General features: G+C 64.5%; 14 protein-coding genes. 9 read left to right on the top strand and 5 right to left on the bottom strand.

What is annotated here, in order from left to right; all coding sequences use genetic code 11:
- Position 1: 1 nt before the first annotated feature.
- Genes EOC83_RS00075 through deoA form a run of 4 tightly spaced genes read left to right on the top strand, consistent with a single transcriptional unit; the run spans position 2 to position 3,580 of the window.
- The gene (locus tag EOC83_RS00075) at positions 2 to 973 is read left to right on the top strand and encodes an ABC transporter permease (protein ID WP_013529631.1); all 972 of its coding nucleotides are present in this window, start codon (positions 2 to 4) and stop codon (positions 971 to 973) included.
- A gap of 55 nt (positions 974 to 1,028) precedes the next feature.
- The gene (gene cdd, locus EOC83_RS00070) at positions 1,029 to 1,421 is read left to right on the top strand and encodes a cytidine deaminase (RefSeq protein ID WP_013529630.1); all 393 of its coding nucleotides are present in this window, start codon (positions 1,029 to 1,031) and stop codon (positions 1,419 to 1,421) included.
- Between the two features lie 30 nt (positions 1,422 to 1,451).
- Positions 1,452 to 2,261: a purine-nucleoside phosphorylase gene (locus tag EOC83_RS00065; protein ID WP_024502795.1), complete on the top strand. Its 810-nt coding sequence runs from the start codon at positions 1,452 to 1,454 to the stop codon at positions 2,259 to 2,261.
- Complete coding sequence (gene deoA, locus EOC83_RS00060; protein ID WP_063168989.1) at positions 2,261 to 3,580, top strand: thymidine phosphorylase; 1,320 nt, start codon at positions 2,261 to 2,263, stop codon at positions 3,578 to 3,580. The genes EOC83_RS00065 and deoA overlap by 1 nt, the downstream gene beginning before the upstream one ends.
- Positions 3,581 to 3,666: 86 nt before the next feature.
- Here deoA and EOC83_RS00055 read toward each other — a convergent pair whose 3' ends face one another.
- The 3 genes from EOC83_RS00055 to EOC83_RS00040 all read right to left on the bottom strand — a co-directional run bounded on the left by EOC83_RS00055 (position 3,667) and on the right by EOC83_RS00040 (position 6,205).
- Complete coding sequence (locus EOC83_RS00055) at positions 3,667 to 4,230, bottom strand: TIGR02281 family clan AA aspartic protease (RefSeq protein ID WP_024502797.1); 564 nt, start codon at positions 4,228 to 4,230, stop codon at positions 3,667 to 3,669.
- Between the two features lie 224 nt (positions 4,231 to 4,454).
- Positions 4,455 to 5,084 (bottom strand): uracil phosphoribosyltransferase, encoded by a 630-nt coding sequence (upp, locus tag EOC83_RS00045; RefSeq protein ID WP_013529626.1) that lies wholly within the window; start codon positions 5,082 to 5,084, stop codon positions 4,455 to 4,457.
- A gap of 146 nt (positions 5,085 to 5,230) precedes the next feature.
- On the bottom strand, positions 5,231 to 6,205 hold the full coding sequence (locus EOC83_RS00040) for an adenosine deaminase (protein ID WP_063168990.1): 975 nt from the start codon (positions 6,203 to 6,205) through the stop codon (positions 5,231 to 5,233).
- A gap of 134 nt (positions 6,206 to 6,339) precedes the next feature.
- On the opposite strand from EOC83_RS00040, the gene ubiE reads away from it, so the two are divergent.
- The 5 genes from ubiE to coaBC all read left to right on the top strand — a co-directional run bounded on the left by ubiE (position 6,340) and on the right by coaBC (position 10,754).
- The gene (gene ubiE / locus EOC83_RS00035) at positions 6,340 to 7,116 is read left to right on the top strand and encodes a bifunctional demethylmenaquinone methyltransferase/2-methoxy-6-polyprenyl-1,4-benzoquinol methylase UbiE (RefSeq protein WP_063168991.1); all 777 of its coding nucleotides are present in this window, start codon (positions 6,340 to 6,342) and stop codon (positions 7,114 to 7,116) included.
- A 70-nt stretch (positions 7,117 to 7,186) separates the two neighbouring features.
- Complete coding sequence (gene ubiB / locus EOC83_RS00030) at positions 7,187 to 8,761, top strand: 2-polyprenylphenol 6-hydroxylase (RefSeq protein WP_063168992.1); 1,575 nt, start codon at positions 7,187 to 7,189, stop codon at positions 8,759 to 8,761.
- Positions 8,762 to 8,842: 81 nt separating this feature from the next.
- On the top strand, positions 8,843 to 9,100 hold the full coding sequence (locus EOC83_RS00025) for a plasmid stability protein (RefSeq protein WP_013529622.1): 258 nt from the start codon (positions 8,843 to 8,845) through the stop codon (positions 9,098 to 9,100).
- Positions 9,101 to 9,102: 2 nt separating this feature from the next.
- Positions 9,103 to 9,525, top strand: coding sequence for a type II toxin-antitoxin system VapC family toxin (locus tag EOC83_RS00020; protein ID WP_024502801.1), 423 nt, complete (start codon positions 9,103 to 9,105; stop codon positions 9,523 to 9,525).
- A complete protein-coding gene (gene coaBC, locus EOC83_RS00015) occupies positions 9,522 to 10,754 on the top strand; it encodes a bifunctional phosphopantothenoylcysteine decarboxylase/phosphopantothenate--cysteine ligase CoaBC (protein ID WP_063168993.1) in 1,233 nt (410 codons plus the stop codon). Before EOC83_RS00020 ends, coaBC begins: the two co-directional genes overlap by 4 nt.
- An 85-nt stretch (positions 10,755 to 10,839) precedes the next feature.
- Here the strand turns inward: coaBC and EOC83_RS00010 are convergent, their stop codons facing one another.
- The gene (locus EOC83_RS00010) at positions 10,840 to 11,418 is read right to left on the bottom strand and encodes an invasion associated locus B family protein (RefSeq protein WP_063168994.1); all 579 of its coding nucleotides are present in this window, start codon (positions 11,416 to 11,418) and stop codon (positions 10,840 to 10,842) included.
- 35 nt (positions 11,419 to 11,453) lie between these two features.
- Positions 11,454 to 17,927 (bottom strand): autotransporter outer membrane beta-barrel domain-containing protein, encoded by a 6,474-nt coding sequence (locus EOC83_RS33535; protein ID WP_281034819.1) that lies wholly within the window; start codon positions 17,925 to 17,927, stop codon positions 11,454 to 11,456.
- Between the last annotated feature and the right edge of the window lie 74 nt (positions 17,928 to 18,001).

The following is an 18,001-nucleotide window of genomic DNA, read 5'->3' as shown; positions in this document are numbered from 1 at the left end:
GATGGATGTGTTCAACGCGATCATCCAGACACTGGACTCCACCATCCGCCTCTCGGTGCCGCTGCTGCTTGCTTGCCTCGCCGGGCTCTATTCGGAACGCGCCGGCATCTTCGACATCGGCCTCGAAGGCAAGATGCTTGTCGGCGCCTTCGCCGGTGCGGCCGCAGCTTCCGTGTTCCATTCGGCCTTTCTCGGCCTCGGCATGGCGGTCGTGATCTCGGTCGCCTTCGCCATGATCCACGGCTTTGCCTCGATCACTCATCGCGGCAACCAGATCGTCTCCGGCGTGGCGATCAATTTCATCGCCGCCGGCTCAACCATCATCCTCGGCCAGGCCTGGTTCCAGCAGGGCGGGCGCACGCCGGCGCTGCAACCGGGCGAGCGCTTCGAGGCCATCACCTTGCCGGGCGCCGAGGCCATCCGCGACGTGCCGATCATCGGACCGATCTATGCCGAACTCCTGTCGGGCCACTCGATCCTGGTCTATCTTGCCTTCCTGATGGTGCCGTTCACCTGGTGGGTGCTGTTTCGCACCCGCTTCGGCCTGCGCCTTCGCGCCGTCGGCGAGAACCCGGCCGCCGTCGACACCGCCGGCATCTCGGTCGCCTGGCTGCGCTACCGGGCGCTGATCTGCACCGGCATCCTCACCGGCATTGCCGGCGCCTACCTGTCGATGGTGCAAAATGGCGGCTTCGTGAAGGACATGACTGCCGGCAAGGGCTATATCGCGCTGGCAGCCTTGATCTTCGCCAAGTGGAAGCCGGTCAACGCCATGTTCGCCTGCCTGCTGTTTGGCTTCCTGGACGCTGCGTCGATCCGCCTGCAAGGATCCCCGCTGCCCATCATCGGCAAGGTGCCGGCGCAGTTCATGCAGGCGTTGCCCTACATCCTCACCGTCATCCTGCTCGCCGGCTTCATCGGCAAGGCAATCCCGCCACGCGCCGGCGGCGTGCCTTATGTCAAGGAACGTTGAGCGACGGGTCGGCTTTGCGCCGGGTTTTGAACACGATCATCGGAGAGAACGCTGAATGTCGCATGATCTGTTCGAGGCCGCCAAGGCCGCCATGGCCAAGGCCTACGCGCCCTATTCTAAGTTTCCGGTCGGCGCTGCCTTGCGCACCGAGGACGGTCGCGTCTTTACCGGCGCCAACATCGAAGTCGCCTCCTATCCGGAAGGCTGGTGCGCCGAGACCACGGCGCTCGGCCACTATATTATGGGCGGCGGCGGCAAGATCGTGGAAATCGCCGTGCTTGCCGAACGCATGGCCAAATGCTCGCCTTGCGGCGGCTGCCGCCAGCGGCTTGCCGAATTCTGCCGGCCGGAAACAAAGCTCTATCTCTGCGACAATGCGGGTGTGGCCGAAACCGTGACCATGGGCGACATGCTGCCTTACGGCTTCCGCGGCGATATTTTGAAATGAGCAACAGGCTCAAATGAACAGCTGGCAACGATGACGGAAAAAGCCCTGGATCATCTCGTCGAAAGGCTGGACGGCCTGGCGCCGGCCACGGCACTGGTGCTCGGCTCGGGCCTCGGCGGTCTGGTCGACCAGATCGAGGACCCGATCCGCATCTCCTATGCCGACCTGCCCGGCTTTCCCAGAAGCGGTGTCACCGGGCACGCCGGCGAAGTGGTGGCAGGGCTGTTTGCCGGCGTGCCGGTGCTGCTGCTGTCGGGCCGTGCCCATTACTATGAGCACGGCAACGCCGCGGCGATGCGGCCGGTGCTGGAAGTGCTTGCCGGCATCGGCATCACGAAACTGATCCTCACCAATGCCGCCGGCTCGGTCGATCCGGACATGCCGCCGGGCTCGGTGATGCTGATATCGGACCACATCAATTTCTCGGGCACCAACCCGCTGATCGGCGAACCAAGCGACCGGCGTTTCGTCGGCCTGACCGAAGCCTATGATGCCGGCATCCGCCAGGCCATCGAGCGGGCGGCAAAAGCGACCGGCACCACCCTGCACAAGGGCGTCTATATGTGGTTCTCCGGCCCATGCTTCGAAACGCCGGCCGAAATCCGCATGGCGCGCATCATGGGCGCCAATGCGGTCGGCATGTCGACCGTACCGGAGGTCATTCTCGCCCGCTTCCTCGGACTGCGCGTCGCCGCCTGTTCGGTCATCACCAATCTGGCGGCCGGCATGACCGGGGCCGAGCTTTCGCACCAGGAGACCAAGGACATGGCGCCGGTCGGCGGCGCGCGGCTGGCGACGATCCTGCAGCGCGTGTTCCGCGACGGACTGCTGGAGATCTGATGCTTCCCCAGGAAATCATCCGCCGCAAGCGCGATGGCCTGAGGCTGTCGGAGGACGAGATCGCCGGCTTCGTCGCGGGCGTGACGTCAGGCGCCGTTACCGACGGCCAGGCCGGCGCCTTCGCCATGGCGGTGTTCTTCAACGGCATGAACCGCGACGAGGCCGTGGCGCTGACGCTGGCGATGCGCGATTCCGGCGATGTGCTCGACTGGTCGGACCTGCCTGGCCCGGTCACCGACAAGCATTCGACCGGCGGCGTCGGTGACAATGTCTCGCTGATGCTGGCGCCGATCGTCGCCGCCTGCGGCGCCTATGTGCCGATGATCTCGGGCCGTGGCCTTGGCCACACCGGCGGTACGCTGGACAAGATGGATGCCATCCCGGGCTACATCAGCCAGCCCGATGTCGCGCTGTTTCGCAAGGCGGTGCTCGAAACAGGCTGTGCCATCATCGGCCAGACCGCCGACCTCGCGCCCGCCGATCGACGACTCTATGCGATCCGCGACGTCTCCGGCACGGTCGAATCGGTGCCGCTGATCACCGCTTCGATCCTGTCGAAGAAGCTGGCGGCCGGGCTGCAATCGCTGGTGCTCGACGTCAAGGTCGGCAACGGCGCCTTCATGGAAAAATCGCGCGACGCCACCGCACTCGCCAACAGCCTGGTTGAGATCGCCAACGGCGCCGGACTGAAGGCCTCGGCGTTGATCACCGGCATGAACGAGCCGCTGGCGTCGGCCGCCGGCAACGCAGTCGAGGTGCGCAACGCCGTCGATTTCCTCACCGGCCGGTATCGTGACCGTCGGCTCGAAGATGTGACGCTGGCGCTGGCCGCCGAAATGCTGCAGTCGGCCGGGCTGGTGTCGTCCAACCAGGATGGCATGCGGCGCGCCACCGAGACGCTCGCCAGCGGCCGCGCCGCCGCCACTTTCGCACGCATGGTGGCCGCGCTTGGCGGCCCCGCCGATTTCATCGAGAAACCGGAAAAATATCTGCCTGCGGCGGCGATCGAACTTGCCGTCAAGGCGACCGCAAATGGCTTCGTCACCGGCATCGCCACCCGCGATATCGGGCTCGCAGTGGTCGGCCTGGGAGGTGGACGCACGCGGCCGGACGACCAGATCGACCCTGCGGTCGGCATCACCAGACTATTGCCGGTCGGTGCGGAGGTTGGGATCGGCGAGCCGCTGGCGCTGATCCATGCCCGCTCATCGGCCGATGCCGAGGCCGCCGCGGCAACCGTGCTTTCGGCCTATATGGTCGGTGCCTCGAAGCCGCCCGCCGACAAGTCGGTCATCCGGCGGATTCTGCCGCGCGGCTAGAGCAATTCCAGGAAAAGTGTGAAACGGTTCTCCCTGGGAAAAAGCGCATAGCGCTTTCCCTTGGGAATTTGGGAAAACGAATAGCCTTACTGGACGAGCAGCAGCGTGCCGTTCTCGACCTGGTATTTGTCGAGCCGGTTGAGGAAGCTCATGCCGATCAGATTGGTGCGCAGCGCCCTGTCGTCGAGCACGATGGTCTGGACGTCATTGACGGTGATGCTGCCGATCTGCAGGCGGTCGATCATGGCCACAGCCGCCTTGATGGTGCCGTTGGCGGTGTTGACCTCGCGGTTGAAGTCGGAAGCGTTCAGCGACAGGCCGATCCTGCGTGCCGTCGAAATGTTGATGGCGACCAATGTAGCGCCGGTGTCGATCATGCCGTCGACCTGACGTCCGTTGAGCTTGAAGGGTGACGAGAAATGCCCGCGTTCGTCTGCCGCGACGAGGACCTTGCGGCCCATCGGCAGCGGTGCCGCGGGCTTGTTGGGCACCGATGCCAGATTGACGTTCGGCTGGGCTTCGACCGCTTGTTTGCCCGGCACCGCCGACCTCAGCAGGTTTTCGACGAGTTGCGGATTCGACTGATACACAATCGGTATCGATGCCGATGTACCGGCGAAAACGGCGAGGATCAGAAGTTTGCGCAGCATGGATCGGCCTCGCCGCATGACCCCGAAAATCGGGAACGATTTTCGGAAAGGCTCATGCACAAAATCAAAGTGCTACAGCGTCCTTTGCGCGTCCGAAACGGACGCGCGGCGCTGTAGTGACAGCCGATCGTTAAGCCCGGATGGTGTTTGCCGCTTTAACGCGCGCCAAAACCGCGCCTTTTCGTAAATATTTGGTAAATCGTACCAGGCGACTTGGTCTGATATTACTTGGTCCCGTACATGCGGTCGCCGGCGTCGCCGAGGCCGGGCATGATGTAGCCCTTCTCGTTGAGCTGGCGGTCGATCGAAGCGGTGAAGACGGGAACGTCCGGATGCGCCTTGATGAAGCGCTCGATGCCTTCGGGCGCCGCCAGCAGGCAAAGGAAACGGATGTTGGTGGCGCCGCGCTCTTTCAGCTTGTCGATCGCCGCGATCGCCGAATTGGCGGTGGCCAGCATCGGATCGACGACGATCACCAGCCGGTCGGCGAGGTCGCTCGGCGCCTTGAAGAAATATTCGACCGCCTCCAGCGTTTCGTGATCGCGGTAGAGACCGACATGGGCGACGCGCGCCGCCGGCACCAGGTCGAGCAGGCCTTCCAGCAAGCCGTTGCCGGCGCGCAGCACCGAGGCAAAGACCAGTTTCTTGCCCTCGAGCGTCGGCGCTTCCATCGTTTCCATCGGCGTTTCGATGGTCGTCGTCGTCAGTTCGAGATTGCGGGTGACCTCGTAGCCGAGCAGCAGCGAGATTTCGCGCAGCAGCCGGCGGAAGCCCGCCGTCGAGGTTTCCTTCTTGCGCATGATGGTCAGCTTGTGCTGGACAAGCGGGTGGTCGACGACGGTGACGCCCTGCATGGTGTTCTCCTGATGCCTGCGCCCGAAAATGCGCGCATCGCCCTTTCGGACGCGCCGCGCTTCAAGCTGCCTGGGCGAACCCTAGCGGCAATGCGCCGGCCAAGGAACCGCTTGGCCCGCACCGACCACAGCTTTGTCGGCGGAAATCAGCGTGCCGCGCTGTTCAACCGGGCAAGAAGTGCCGTCTTTGTCTTTCTATCGACGAAAGCGGCCTCGATGGCCGTTCTGGTGACGGCGGTCAGCGCCTTGTCGTTCATCGAGAAATGCTCGGCAGCGATATCGTATTCACGCTTGAGCGAGGTCCAGAAATAGGGCGGATCGTCGGAATTGAGCGTCACCTTGCAGCCTGCCGCCTGCAGGGCCGGAAACGGATGATCGGCGAAACTGTCGAACACCTTGAGCGCGATGTTGGAACCGGGGCAGCATTCCAGCACGATACCCTCGTCGGCGATGCGCCGGACGAGGTCCGGGTTCTCGATGGCGCGCACGCCATGGCCGATGCGGGACGGGCGGATGTGATCCAGCGCCGCCTGGACGGTCTCCCAGCCCGTCAGTTCGCCGGCATGGATGGTGATGCCGAGCCCGGCTTCGCGAGCGATCTCGAAAGCCCTGACATAGTCCTCCATATCACCGATCCGCTCATCGCCGGCAACGCCGAAACCGGTGACCAGCGGATGCCCGCAGCGCGCCGCGAAGCGCGCCGCCTGCTCGATCGACTCGACGCCGACATGGCGCACGCCGGTGACGATCATGCGGCCCTCGATGCCGGTCTTGGCCTTGGCGCGGGCCATGCCTTCGCCGAGCGCGTCGGTATAGGCCTTGGGCGACAGGCCGGCTTTTTTAGCGTGGTCCGGCGAGGTGAACACCTCGGAATAGATGGCGCCGTCGCGGGCAAGGCTGGTCAGATAGTGGTCGGCCAGCCGCGCATAGTCCTCCTCGGTCCGGAACAGATCGGCGGAAAAATCATAAGCCGCCAGGAAGGAGGTGAAATCGTGCCAGACGAAGGAACCGTTCTGGATATAGGGCGAGGTGTCCTTGCCGTATTTCTGCGCCTGGCGGATGACGAGTTCGGGCGCCGCTGCCCCTTCGATGTGGCAGTGCAGTTCCGCTTTCAAAGGCATTCAATCATCCCGTCGGTCCGTCCAGGTCTCGAAAACCCGCCACCTGGAAGCGCGGCTGAACACCGCGCCTTAAACAATAGCGCCCGCACCATCGATCGGCTATGGTCCCGCCGGTTTTATGACGGATCAAAAAAATGTCAGTTGAGAGAACCACGGCCGCGGGCGGCATGGAAACCTCCTATGGTTTCAAGCGTGTAGGGGCTGGCGACAAGCAGTCCCTGGTCAACGATGTTTTCCACAAGGTCGCCAACCGCTACGACCTGATGAACGATCTGATGTCGGCCGGCCTGCACCGGCTGTGGAAGGACGCCATGGTCACCTGGCTCAATCCGCCTAAACGGGCGGGCTGGAAGGTGCTCGACGTTGCCGGAGGCACCGGCGACATTGCCTTTCGCATCGTCGATGCCAGCCACGGCAATGCCCATGCCACCGTGCTCGACATCAATGGCTCGATGCTGGCTGTCGGCCGCGACCGGGCCGAAAAGAAGGGCCTGTCCGGCAACACCGATTTCGTCGAGGCCAATGCCGAGGAACTGCCCTTCCCTGATGCCACATTCGATGCCTATACCATCGCTTTCGGCATCCGCAACGTACCGCGCATCGAGGTGGCCTTGGGCGAAGCGTTTCGCGTGCTGAAGCCCGGTGGGCGCTTCCTGTGCCTGGAATTTTCCGAGGTCGAGATGCCGCTGCTCGACAAGGCCTATGAAGCCTGGTCGTTCAACGCCATTCCAAAGATCGGCAAGATGGTCACCGGCGACGGCGAGCCCTATTCCTATCTGGTCGAATCGATCGCCAGGTTTCCCAACCAGCAGAATTTCGCGACGATGATTTCCCGCGCCGGCTTCCACCGCGTTTCCTTCCGCAACTATTCCGGCGGTATTGCAGCACTTCATTCGGGCTGGAAGCTTTGAGGCCGGACCGCATTTCTCACAATCGACGCGTGCTATGCCGGTTCAAAGAGCCGGCAGGGTTGGCGCTGCCATGAGCAATGTCAGTGCAGGATTCCGGCTCGTAAGGGCCGGCTGGGTGCTGGTCCGCGAGGGTGTCGTCGCCGCTCTGCCGGGTGAGGAACTGTCCGGCCTGCCGAAGTTCGGCTGGCGGATGGCACGGCTGTTCACGCGCCGCCGCGCGCTGGCCTATGAGCGCAGCGACCGGCTGGCCAAGGCGGTCGTCCGGCTCGGCCCCTCCTATGTAAAGCTCGGCCAGTTCCTGGCGACGCGGCCCGACGTCGTCGGCAACGACATGGCGCTCGATCTCGCCATGTTGCAGGACAAGATGCACACCTTTCCGAAGGCCGAAGCCATAGCGGCCATCGAAGCCTCGCTCGGGCGCAAAGTCGGCGATCTCTACGCTCAATTCGGCGATCCGGTCGCCGCCGCCTCCATCGCCCAGGTCCATGCCGCCGATGCCATGCATGACGGCGTTGCCACCAAGGTGGCGGTCAAGGTGATCCGGCCCGGCGTGCGCCGCCGCTTCTTCCAGGATCTTGAAAGCTATTTCCTTGCCGCTCGCCTGCAGGAGAAATACATCCCCTCGTCCCGCCGGCTGCGGCCGGTCGAGGTCACCCAGACGCTGGCTCAGACCACCAAGATCGAGATGGATCTTCGCCTCGAGGCGGCGGCCCTCTCGGAGCTCGGTGAAAGCACCAGGCACGACCCCGGCTTTCGCGTGCCGTCCGTCGACTGGGAGCGTACCGGCCGCGACGTGTTGACCATGGAGTGGGTCGACGGCGTCAAGATGAACGACATTGCCGGACTGGTCGCGGCGGGCCACGATCTGAAAACCATCGCCACAAACCTGATCCAGTCGTTCCTGCGCCACACGCTGCGCGACGGATTTTTCCACGCCGACATGCATCCGGGCAATTTGTTCGTCGAGGCGAACGGCACCATCGTTGCCGTCGATCTCGGCATTGCCGGCCGGCTCGGCAAGAAGGAGCGCCGCTTCCTCGCCGAAATCCTCTACGGCTTCATCACGCGCGACTATCTGCGCGTCGCTGAGGTCCATTTCGAGGCCGGCTATGTGCCGCGCCAGCACAATGTCGCGGCCTTCGCGCAGGCGATCCGGGCGATCGGCGAGCCGATCCATGGCCAGCCGGCCGAGACCATCTCGATGGCCAAGCTTCTGACGCTGCTGTTCGAGGTTACCGAGCTCTTCGACATGGCGACGCGGCCCGAACTGATCCTGCTGCAGAAGACCATGGTGGTGGTGGAGGGCGTGGCGCGCACGCTCGACCCGGCCTTCAACATGTGGAAGACTGCCGAGCCGGTGGTCGGCGACTGGATATCAGGCAATCTTGGGCCGCGTGGCATGATGATGGATGCGCGCGATGGCGCCAAGGCGCTGCTGACGCTGGCCCGCCAGGTGCCCGAGCTTGCGGCGCGCACTGACCGGCTGTCGCGCGAGATCGACCTGATGGCCGAGCACGGCCTGCGCTTCGACGAGACCACCGCCCACGCCATCGGCAAGGCCGAGGCGCGCTACAGCCGTTCCGGCCGCTGGGCACTCTGGGTGATTGCCGTGACGCTGGTCTATATCGCCTGGAAGATGATCTGAGTTCTCGGTGACAGCAGTGCCGGCATTGCTATCATTGAAAGCAACGCTTTCATGGACTAGGTTGAGGTAAGGAGCAAAAACATGAGCACACTTACCATCCGCAATCTCGACACCAACGTGAAGCAGAAACTGCGTGAGCGAGCTGCCGTGAGGGGAGTCTCAATGGAAGAGGAAGCGCGTAGCGTTCTTGCCAAGAGTGTTCTTTCGGACGGTGTGGACCAAGACCCTCGGGGAGAGTCACTCTATGCCGCGATTCGTAGGCTGGTTGAGCCCCATGGCGGTTTCGATGTCGAGTTGCCGGAGCGCGGCCCTACGCGCGAGCCACTGAAATTTGACTAACCATGTTCGTGCTGGATACGAATGTTATCTCGGAAACCTTCAAACCACGGCCGGATGCAGGGGTGGCTACCTGGATGGATAGCTCGCTCGCGACCCGCTCATATGTCACGGCGATGACCAAGGCAGAGCTGCTCGTTGGGCTTGCGAACATGCCGGACGGAACGCGTAAGGCTGCACTGGGTAGTGTCATCGGGGCCTTTTTCACCAAATGGCTCAAGACCCCAGTGCTCGCGTTCGGTGACCGCGAAGCCGAAGCATACGCGGAGATTGTTTCGAACAGACGATTTCTGGGACGTCCTATACGCGAATTTGACGCACAGATCGCCTCGGTTGCTCGCTCGCGGGGCTTTGCGGTGGTGACTAGAAACGTTGCTGACTTTTCCGATTGCGGTATCAGCATAGTCAATCCTTGGGAGGGTGCATGAGCCTCTCCGGCAAGCGCATCCTGCTCATCATCGGCGGCGGCATCGCCGCCTACAAAGCGCTGGATCTGATCCGCCGGCTGCGCGAGCGCGGGGCCGCGGTTCGGGTGGTCATGACATCGGCCGCGCAGGAATTCGTCACCACGCTGTCGGTCGGCGCGCTCTCCGCCGACCATGTTTTCACCGAGCTGTTCGACCGCAATGACGAACACGATGTCGGCCATATCAGGCTGTCGCGCGAGGCCGATCTGCTGGTGGTGGCGCCCGCCACCGCCGACCTGATGGCGAAGCTCGCAAACGGCCACGCCAACGATCTGGCCTCCACCGTGCTTGTCGCCACCGACAAGCCGGTGCTGATGGCGCCGGCCATGAACCCCAGAATGTGGGCGCATCCGGCCACCCGCCGCAACCGCGCGACGCTGCAGAAGGACGGCGTCACCTTCGTCGGTCCGGCCAGGGGCGAGATGGCCGAAAGCAATGAGGCGGGCGAAGGCCGCATGGCCGAGCCGCTGGAGATCGTTGCTGCGGTCGAGGCGCTGCTCGATGTCGGCCCCAGGCCGCTGTCGGCGCGCAAGATCATCGTCACCTCCGGCCCGACCCATGAGCCGATCGACCCGGTGCGCTACATCGCCAACCGCTCGTCCGGCAAGCAGGGCCATGCCATCGCGGCAGCACTGGCCAGGCTCGGCGCCGATGTGCGCCTCGTCTCCGGCCCTGTCGGCATCGCCGATCCCCCCGGAGTGAAGACCATTCACGTCGAGCGTGCGCAGGAGATGCGCGACGCGGTGGAACGGCTCTTGCCCGCAGATGCGGCGGTGTTCGTCGCCGCCGTGGCCGACTGGCGCACCGAGAACTCGGCCGGTGAGAAGATCAAGAAGGTCGCGGGCGAAGGGCCGCCGGTGCTGCGCATGGTCGAGAATCCCGACATTCTCGCCGGCGTCGGCCATCACAGCCAGCGACCCGGCCTGGTTATCGGCTTCGCCGCCGAGACACAGGATCTCCTGCGCAACGCCGAGGCCAAGCTCAAGAAGAAAGGCGCCGATCTCATCGTTGCCAACGACGTGTCGCAGGGAAGCGGCGTCGGCTCTTCGGGCGTGATGGGCGGCGATCGCAACCGGGTGCGGATCGTGTCAAAGGCCGGTGTCGAGGAATGGCCGGAGATGAGCAAGGACGAAGTGGCGGCTCGGCTTGCCGCCCTGATCGCCGAACGGCTTAAAACAATCGTCGTTTGACTGAAAAATGTTCTGCTGCAGTGACGCACCGCCCTGCCGCGAGACTGCGTTCAGGCGGCGCGCGCTTTAAGTCCTGCGGCTCACATCAATTGGTCAAAAGCTCCGCGGTTCGGGCAAGTGCGCCGGCGAAGCCGTTGAGCGGAATGGAAAAGCTCACCGCTTGTCCGGTGTCTGCCGCGAAAGCGTCGATCTTCAGCGTGGTGCCTGATTTCAGCAGCGGCGTGACAGTCGCATCGAACATCACCGGCACCAGACAGCCGACGACCTGGCAGGTGTTGAACGCCAGGCTGCCGTCCAGCTTCTGATCGTCGATGGTCAGGCTCACCCCCTTGGCCAGCGCCAGGCCGAACGGCAGCGCAAGCGTTCCCGTGGCATCCTCGCCGGTCTTGCTCGACAGCTCGATCGCCAGCAGGCGCTGATTGTTTTGCTTGTTGAATTGCTGATGCGACAGGCTGCAGGTTTTGGTCGCGCCTGATATCTGGCAATTGACCGTCCAGTCGCCGTGGGTTTCGGACAGTGCCGACGCGCCACCGGGCAACTGCGGCGCATCGGCGGCAGCCGGTGCCGCGACCGCCTTGTCGCTCTTGGTTTGCGCCGCCGCGGCCGGCACACCGACGGTGCAGGCAACACCCAGCATCGCCACGAAATACGCGAACTTCCTCATCAAGACCCCTCCCGCCCGGCTCCGCCTCGGGCCAGCTAGAAGCTGACCTTGAGAGACGCGCTGATCGCGTTCTGTTTAACCGTTTCGCCGAAGGCGCCATTATATCTGACGGACATGCCGACGCCATTGACGCCATTCAGTTCAAGGCCGGCGCCGACCCGATAGAGCGGCGAATCGACGGCCTCCGTCAAGTGCAATGCGGGGTTGCCAGGCAGATTCTCCGCCGCCGCGAAGCGACCTTCGATTTCCCACTCCTTGTTGGAAAACTCCGCCCCGGCCTTGCCGTAGACGCGAAGGCTGGCAATGTCGCTGAGCGCGATGTCGGTGCCGATCTCGATTGCAGGGGTTGCAGAATAGTAGGTGTTGGCCGAGCCATCGAAGTTGAAGGCGGCGACCGAACCCTCCTCCGTGCCTGAGACACGCAGCCAGCGCGCGTCGAACTGCACTGTCGGCTGCAGATAGAAGGCGCCCATCTCCCGGGTGAAACCCAACCGCGCCGAGCCGCCGAACATCGCGGTCTTCTGTGTGTAGGTGACGCTGCTGCCGATGCCAGGCAGCATTACCTCGTCGAGATAATCACCCGCCAACGTTTCGCCCGGAATGTAGAATGCCGGGTCGATATGGGTGTCGCGTTCGCCCTTGAACGAGCCCGTGCCGCCACCGAGTGCAAAGTCCACGAAGTAATTCTTGTTGGTATATTTGGCCAGCGCATAGGCCTGCCAGGCCTCACCGGTGGTCTCCGACAGCAGGTCTCCATTGAAGCCGATCTTGGAATCGAACTCTGTGCGGCCGATCGTGGCACCAAGCGACCAGTTCTGGCCGATCTCGCCAATGCCGCCAAGCGACATCGTCTTCAGGACGTCGTCGCGGCTTGTAGTGCCAGCGCCCGCGTCGCGGCTGTACTCGGCCTGCGGGCTGATCGTTGCCCAGACGCAGCGGCCGTCGGGATTCTTGTAGGCAGGCACGCCAGTACACTCACGCGCCGCTTCCAGCATCATGTCGGCTTCGCGGTTGATCATGTTGAACGTATGCACGGCATAATGCGGTGTGAGCCGGGTCAATGCTGCACCCAGTTCCTCTTCATTGGGCAGGAAGCGCAGCATGTTGATCAGCCTGGCCATCGGGTTGTCCGGGGTCGATGCTGCCTCGACATCGTCAAGGTACTGCGCCATCTGGAACACGCCGGGATCGGTGGTGCCGGACCCCGGATCCTGCGCCAGTTCCAGGAATGTCGGGTTGTCGGCGTAAAGAACGAGATCGGTGCCGCCATCCACCCGGAACTGGAAGTTGAAGCCCACTGCCGGATGCAAGGTCTTCGCTGCTATGCCGGAGTCGGTCATCCCCGAGCCATTGGCGACCACATATTCTGTGAACAGCTTATCGATCGACAGGAAATTCAGCGGCGCTTCGCCGTTGAAGTCACCGGCCGCCGTTAGTGCCAGGGCATCCGTGATCTGGTTGTTGAGATCCACATCGGTGACGAAATCGCCGGAGAGGTTTTGTTTGAAGCCGCCGCCGACATCCACCTTCGCCACCACGCCGATGCCCTGGTTGGTATAGAGCCCGTCATTGGTGAACAGCCCGCCGCCGAGATCGATGGTTTTCAGTCCGACCATCGAGGCATCGGCAAAATTGTGGAAGCTGTTGTCGCCGCCGCCGAGATCGATGTTGCCGATGACGCGTCCCAGCGTGTCGCCCAGCCGCGAATTGTCGACATGGTCATCACCCGACGTGCCGGTAATGGCCAGCGGACTGAAATCGTCGAGCAGCGATTCCAGGATCGCATTGGTCGGCACGACGGGACCGGGCGCCAACAGGAAGGTCTGGAATGCCTGGATATCCGCTGCCTGGATCTCGAATGTCGGCGTCGCTCCCATTGCGTAGAGCAGGCTGTGGTTGGTCAGCGCGTTGTTGGCGCCGCCGACGAGCATGGCGGCAACGCCGGTTCCGGCACCGCCAATCGTGTAATGACCGTTGAGATTGATGGTGATGTTGCCTTTCGCGCCGTTGGCTGTGCTTTCGCCGTAGGCGGCCACGGAACCAGCACCCTGCGCGAACAGGCTGTCGCCCGCGGTCAGCGTAACCGCGTGCGCGTCGCCGATGCCGGTCGCGCTCTGTCCGAACATGGCATACGAGCTCGCACCCTTGACCCAGACCTGGCTCATGGCCGTCGCCGTCGCCGCCGCGGCATCGCCGATGCCACCGCCGGAACCGGCAGCGCCGGCGGAGAGCGTGCCGGCCAGGCCGCCGCCGCCGCCCACCGCCTGGGCCACGATGCCGTGCGCCCGCTCGCCATCGGTGACGATCTCGCCGTCCTGCTGGATGGTCACCGTGCCGCCATTGCCCTTGGCACCCGCAAATGTGTTGAAGCCGATGGTGTTGTTGTCGATGCCGCTGCCGCCATCCGCCGTGGCGCCGAAGCGCCCGAAGCCGGCGCCGCCGATGCCGCCGCCGCCGCCGACCGACTGAGCGATGATGGCGACCGCATCGACACCATGCGTGGTGATGGTGCCGGTGCGGATCACGGTCACGTCGCCGCCATCGCCGCCATTGCCGCCAAGGCCGCCGATGCCGAGCGCGTTCGAGGTTTTACCTTTTGCGTCGCCGCCGACACCGCCGCCGCCGCCCACCGACTGCGCCACGACGCCATGCGCGCGGGCGCCGAAGGTTTCGATCGATCCGGAAACCTCAACCCTCACATCTCCGCCATCGCCGCCGTTGCCGCCCTTGCCGCCCAGGCTGAGGGCAAAAGAGTCGGACCCGGCGAAGTCGGACGAAACCGTGCCGCCATATCCGCCACCGCCGCCGATGGACTGGGCGAAGATGCCGTATGACCCATCCTTGTGTGTGATGATCTCGCCATCGTTGGTGACGGTGACCTTGCCACCATCGGCCTCGTTGTCGGGGTCGTTGGGGTCGCCGACCACCGGGATCGGAATCCCGTTGGGTATGCTGGCACCGCCACCGATTGTCATGTCTGCTTCCGATGCGCCGGTCGCGGCACCCGAGGCACCACCGCCACCGCCGATCGACTGCGCAAAAATGCCGTGCGAGATATAGCCCAGTGTTTCAATCTTGCCGAAGTTGTTGACCTCGACCTCACCGCCGATGCTGCCACTGCCGCCTTGGCCGCCAATATACATGGTAACGGCCGTCTCGGCCTTACCGGTCTCCGTCGAGCCAGCGCCACCCGCACCACCGCCGCCGCCCACCGACTGTGCGAAGATGCCGTGCGAGTTGTCGTCCTGCGTCAGGATCGAACCGCTCTGGAAGTTCTGGACGTGAACCTTGTCGCTGGTACCGCCAGCGCCGCCGGCGCCGCCGAGGCTCAGCGTGATGGCGATCTTCGAGTCGGTGGATGACGTGCCGGACGCGCCGCCGACGCCACCGGAGCCGCCGATCGACTGCGCCAGGATGCCGTGGGAATTGGCCTTGTCGGTCTGGATTATGCCGCTGTTTTCGACATTGACCTTGCCGCCGTTGCCGCCGACCTCACCCGAGCCGCCAAGCGACAGGTTTACCGCGACTTCACCGCCATCGCTCTTGCCCTTGCTTTCGCCGGCACCACCTGCGCCGCCGCCGCCACCGACCGACTGCGCGAAGATGCCTATCGAGCGCTCCTGCTTGGTCCATATCGTTGCGCCGGCCATATTGACGACATCGACCTGGTTGCCATTGCCGCCCTTGCCACCCGCACCGCCAAGCGAGCCGCCGATTGCGTAAGTGCCAAGCACGCCAGAGCTGGACGAGCCGCCGACACCGCCGCCGCCACCGATCGAATTGGCGCTGATGCCATAGGAATCGGCGCCGTCCGTGACGATCAGATTGCGGTTGGTCACCGAAACCGTGCCGCCATTGCCGGCGCCGCCGGCACCGAGGGCGATCGCCGCGCCGATACCGACCGAAGTCTCGCCAGCATCGCCTGGGCCGACGATATCCTCTTTGGTCGAAGCCGAGCCGCCGCCGCCGCCACCGCCGCCGATGGACATGGCGAGGATGCCGACCGAGTTGAACCCGCTTGTGCGGATCTCGCCCGAATTATCGACTGCGACACCGACCTTGCCATCGAAACAAGTGGCATTGCCACCGGCGTCCGCGGCACAGGCGGCATCGTTGCCTTCGCCGCCATTGCCGCCGATGCTGACATTTGCGGTAACGCTCGTGCCGGCGGTGCCGCCGACGTGGAAGGCCTGCGTGTTTGTCGCACCGCCCATGCCGCCACCGCCGCCGATCGATTGGGCAACAATGCCGGACGAATAGTCGCCGTCGGTGGTCAAATTGGCGGAATTCGTAACATCCACGGCACCGGACTTGTTGCCTGTGCCACCCGCCCCGCCGACACCAACGTTGACGGCGACGTTGACGCCGTTTTCTGTACCGAGATCGGCCGTCGCGCCATTGGTCGCTCCGCCGTTGCCGCCGCCGCCGCCGATCGACTGGGCAACGATCGCGGCGCTCATGTCCCCACCCGTCTTGATCGTCATGGCGTTGTGAACGGCGACATCGCCGCTGATGTTGCCCTTGCCGCCGCCGCCACCGATGGTGACTGTCGCATTGATGCTGGCGTTGACCCCGAAGCCGCCTGCAGCTCCCCAGGAATCGCCGCCATTGCCGCCGCTACCGGCCACCGATTGCGCGAGGATGCCGATCGCGTTGGCGCCTTTGGTAACGATGCTGCCGCCGCCATTCATGCCGCTGTCGACGATGACGAGGTCGCTCTTGCCACCGTCGCCACCCCAGCCACCAACAGTGACACCGAGTGAAACGCTGACCCCCGTGCTGGCTGCACCCGAAATCGTGGCAGCGCGGCCGCCATTGCCGCCGCCGCCGCCGATGGACTGGGCAACGATGCCGCCGGAACCGGCTGCGTCGGTGTCGGCAATCAGGTTGCCATCAGCCCGAACCGTTACCTTTCCACCATTGCCTCCGTTGCCGCCCTCGCCACCCACGGCAACCCCGACCGAAGCGGACACGTAGAGACCAGCGCTGACCGCGCCTGAATAAGCCGAACCGCCGTTGCCGCCACTGCCACCGACCGATTGCGCAAGGATGGCCTTCGAGCCCATGCCGCCGACATGAATGTCACCTTTGTGGGTGACCGTGACCTGGTTGCTGAGATTGCCATCGCCGCCACCGCCGCCGATCGCCACGGAAGCGGCGCCGAACAGACCGACGGCAAACGTTCCGACAGATCCGCCATTGCCGCCACCGCCGCCGACCGACTGGGCGAGAATGCCGTGTGAGAGGGAGCCCACGGTCGTGATGTTGCTGGTGTTCTTGACCTCTACCTCGCCGGCCGCGCCGCCGGCCCCGCCTTTGCCACCGATGCCGACCGCGGCAAAGGCGCCGGCCGCCATCGCAAACCCGCCGTCGCCGCCCGAGCCGCCGACCGACTGCGCGAAGATGCCGATCGACATATCCTTGTCCGTGCTGATCAGGCCTGTGTTTTCGACATAGACCTTCTTGCTCCCGCCGCCCGACGCGCCATCGCCGCCAAGCGAGAAGGACGGCCCGCCAACCGAGACGGCAAATCCGCCTGAGCCGCCACCGCCGCCGATCGACTGCGCCAGGATGCCATGAGACTGGACACCTTCGGTGTGTACCGCCGCGCCATTGGTGACATCGACGGTCCAGCCCGTGCCGCCGCCACCTCCCTTGCCACCGATTGTGACGTTGGCGCCGAGGCCGGCGGAAGCCGTGCCGCCGCCATTGCCGCCGCCGCCGCCGATCGACTGGGCGATGATACCCGTGGAGCGGTCACCAAGCGTGTGAATCAGCCCTGAATTGATGCCGACCGTCACTGCCTTGGCGTCGCTGGCAGTGCCGGCCTTGCCGCCGATGCTGACAGCAGCCACAAGACCCGCGCCGTTCAACGAGAAGCCGCCATTGCCACCGCCGCCGCCGACCGACTGCACGATGACGCCGGCCGAGTCCGACTGATGGGTCGTGACGTCAAGTGTTGTCGTCGAGAAGAACTTTGCCGTCCCGGCTTCGCCGCCCCCCGCGCCCGAACCACCGATGCCCACGCTTGCGTTGACGCTCAGGCCGAACTGGCCGCCGCCATTTCCGCCACCGCCACCGATCGATTGCACGATGATACCGGCCGACCTTTCGCGGAAAGTCTCGACCGAACCATTATAGGTGGCTTCCGTCGCCACGCCCTTGCCGGCCGCGCCGCCTCTTCCCCCCATGCCGAAGCCGGCAATCGCCGACAGTGTGCCGGAAAAGCCGCCATTGCCGCCGCCGCCGCCGACCGACTGCACGATCAGGCCGGCCGAATCCGCGCCGTCCGTGGTGATCGATTGCATCGCGCCATCAGCCGTGCGCAGCGTGACGGCATCGGCATCGCCGCCGCCTGCGCCACTGCCGCCGACACCCACACTGGCGCCGAAGCTGGCAGCGCCGGAAAAGCCGCCATTGCCGCCGCCGCCGCCGATCGATTGGGCAACGATGCCGGTCGACCGATCCCCCGAGGTGTTGACGGTGCCGCCGACGGTCGCGTCGACCACGCCGCCTTTACCCGCCTTGCCGCCACTGCCGCCGACGCCCACTGCTGCGACGGTCGAGCCGGAAAGTGCAAACC

Origin of the sequence: Mesorhizobium sp. Primo-A (genome assembly GCF_003997175.1) — a bacterium.
Classification (GTDB): Bacteria; Pseudomonadota; Alphaproteobacteria; order Rhizobiales; family Rhizobiaceae; genus Mesorhizobium; species Mesorhizobium ciceri.
Note: the sequence above shows the minus strand (reverse complement) of the source record. Positions and strands in the feature narration are given on the sequence as shown.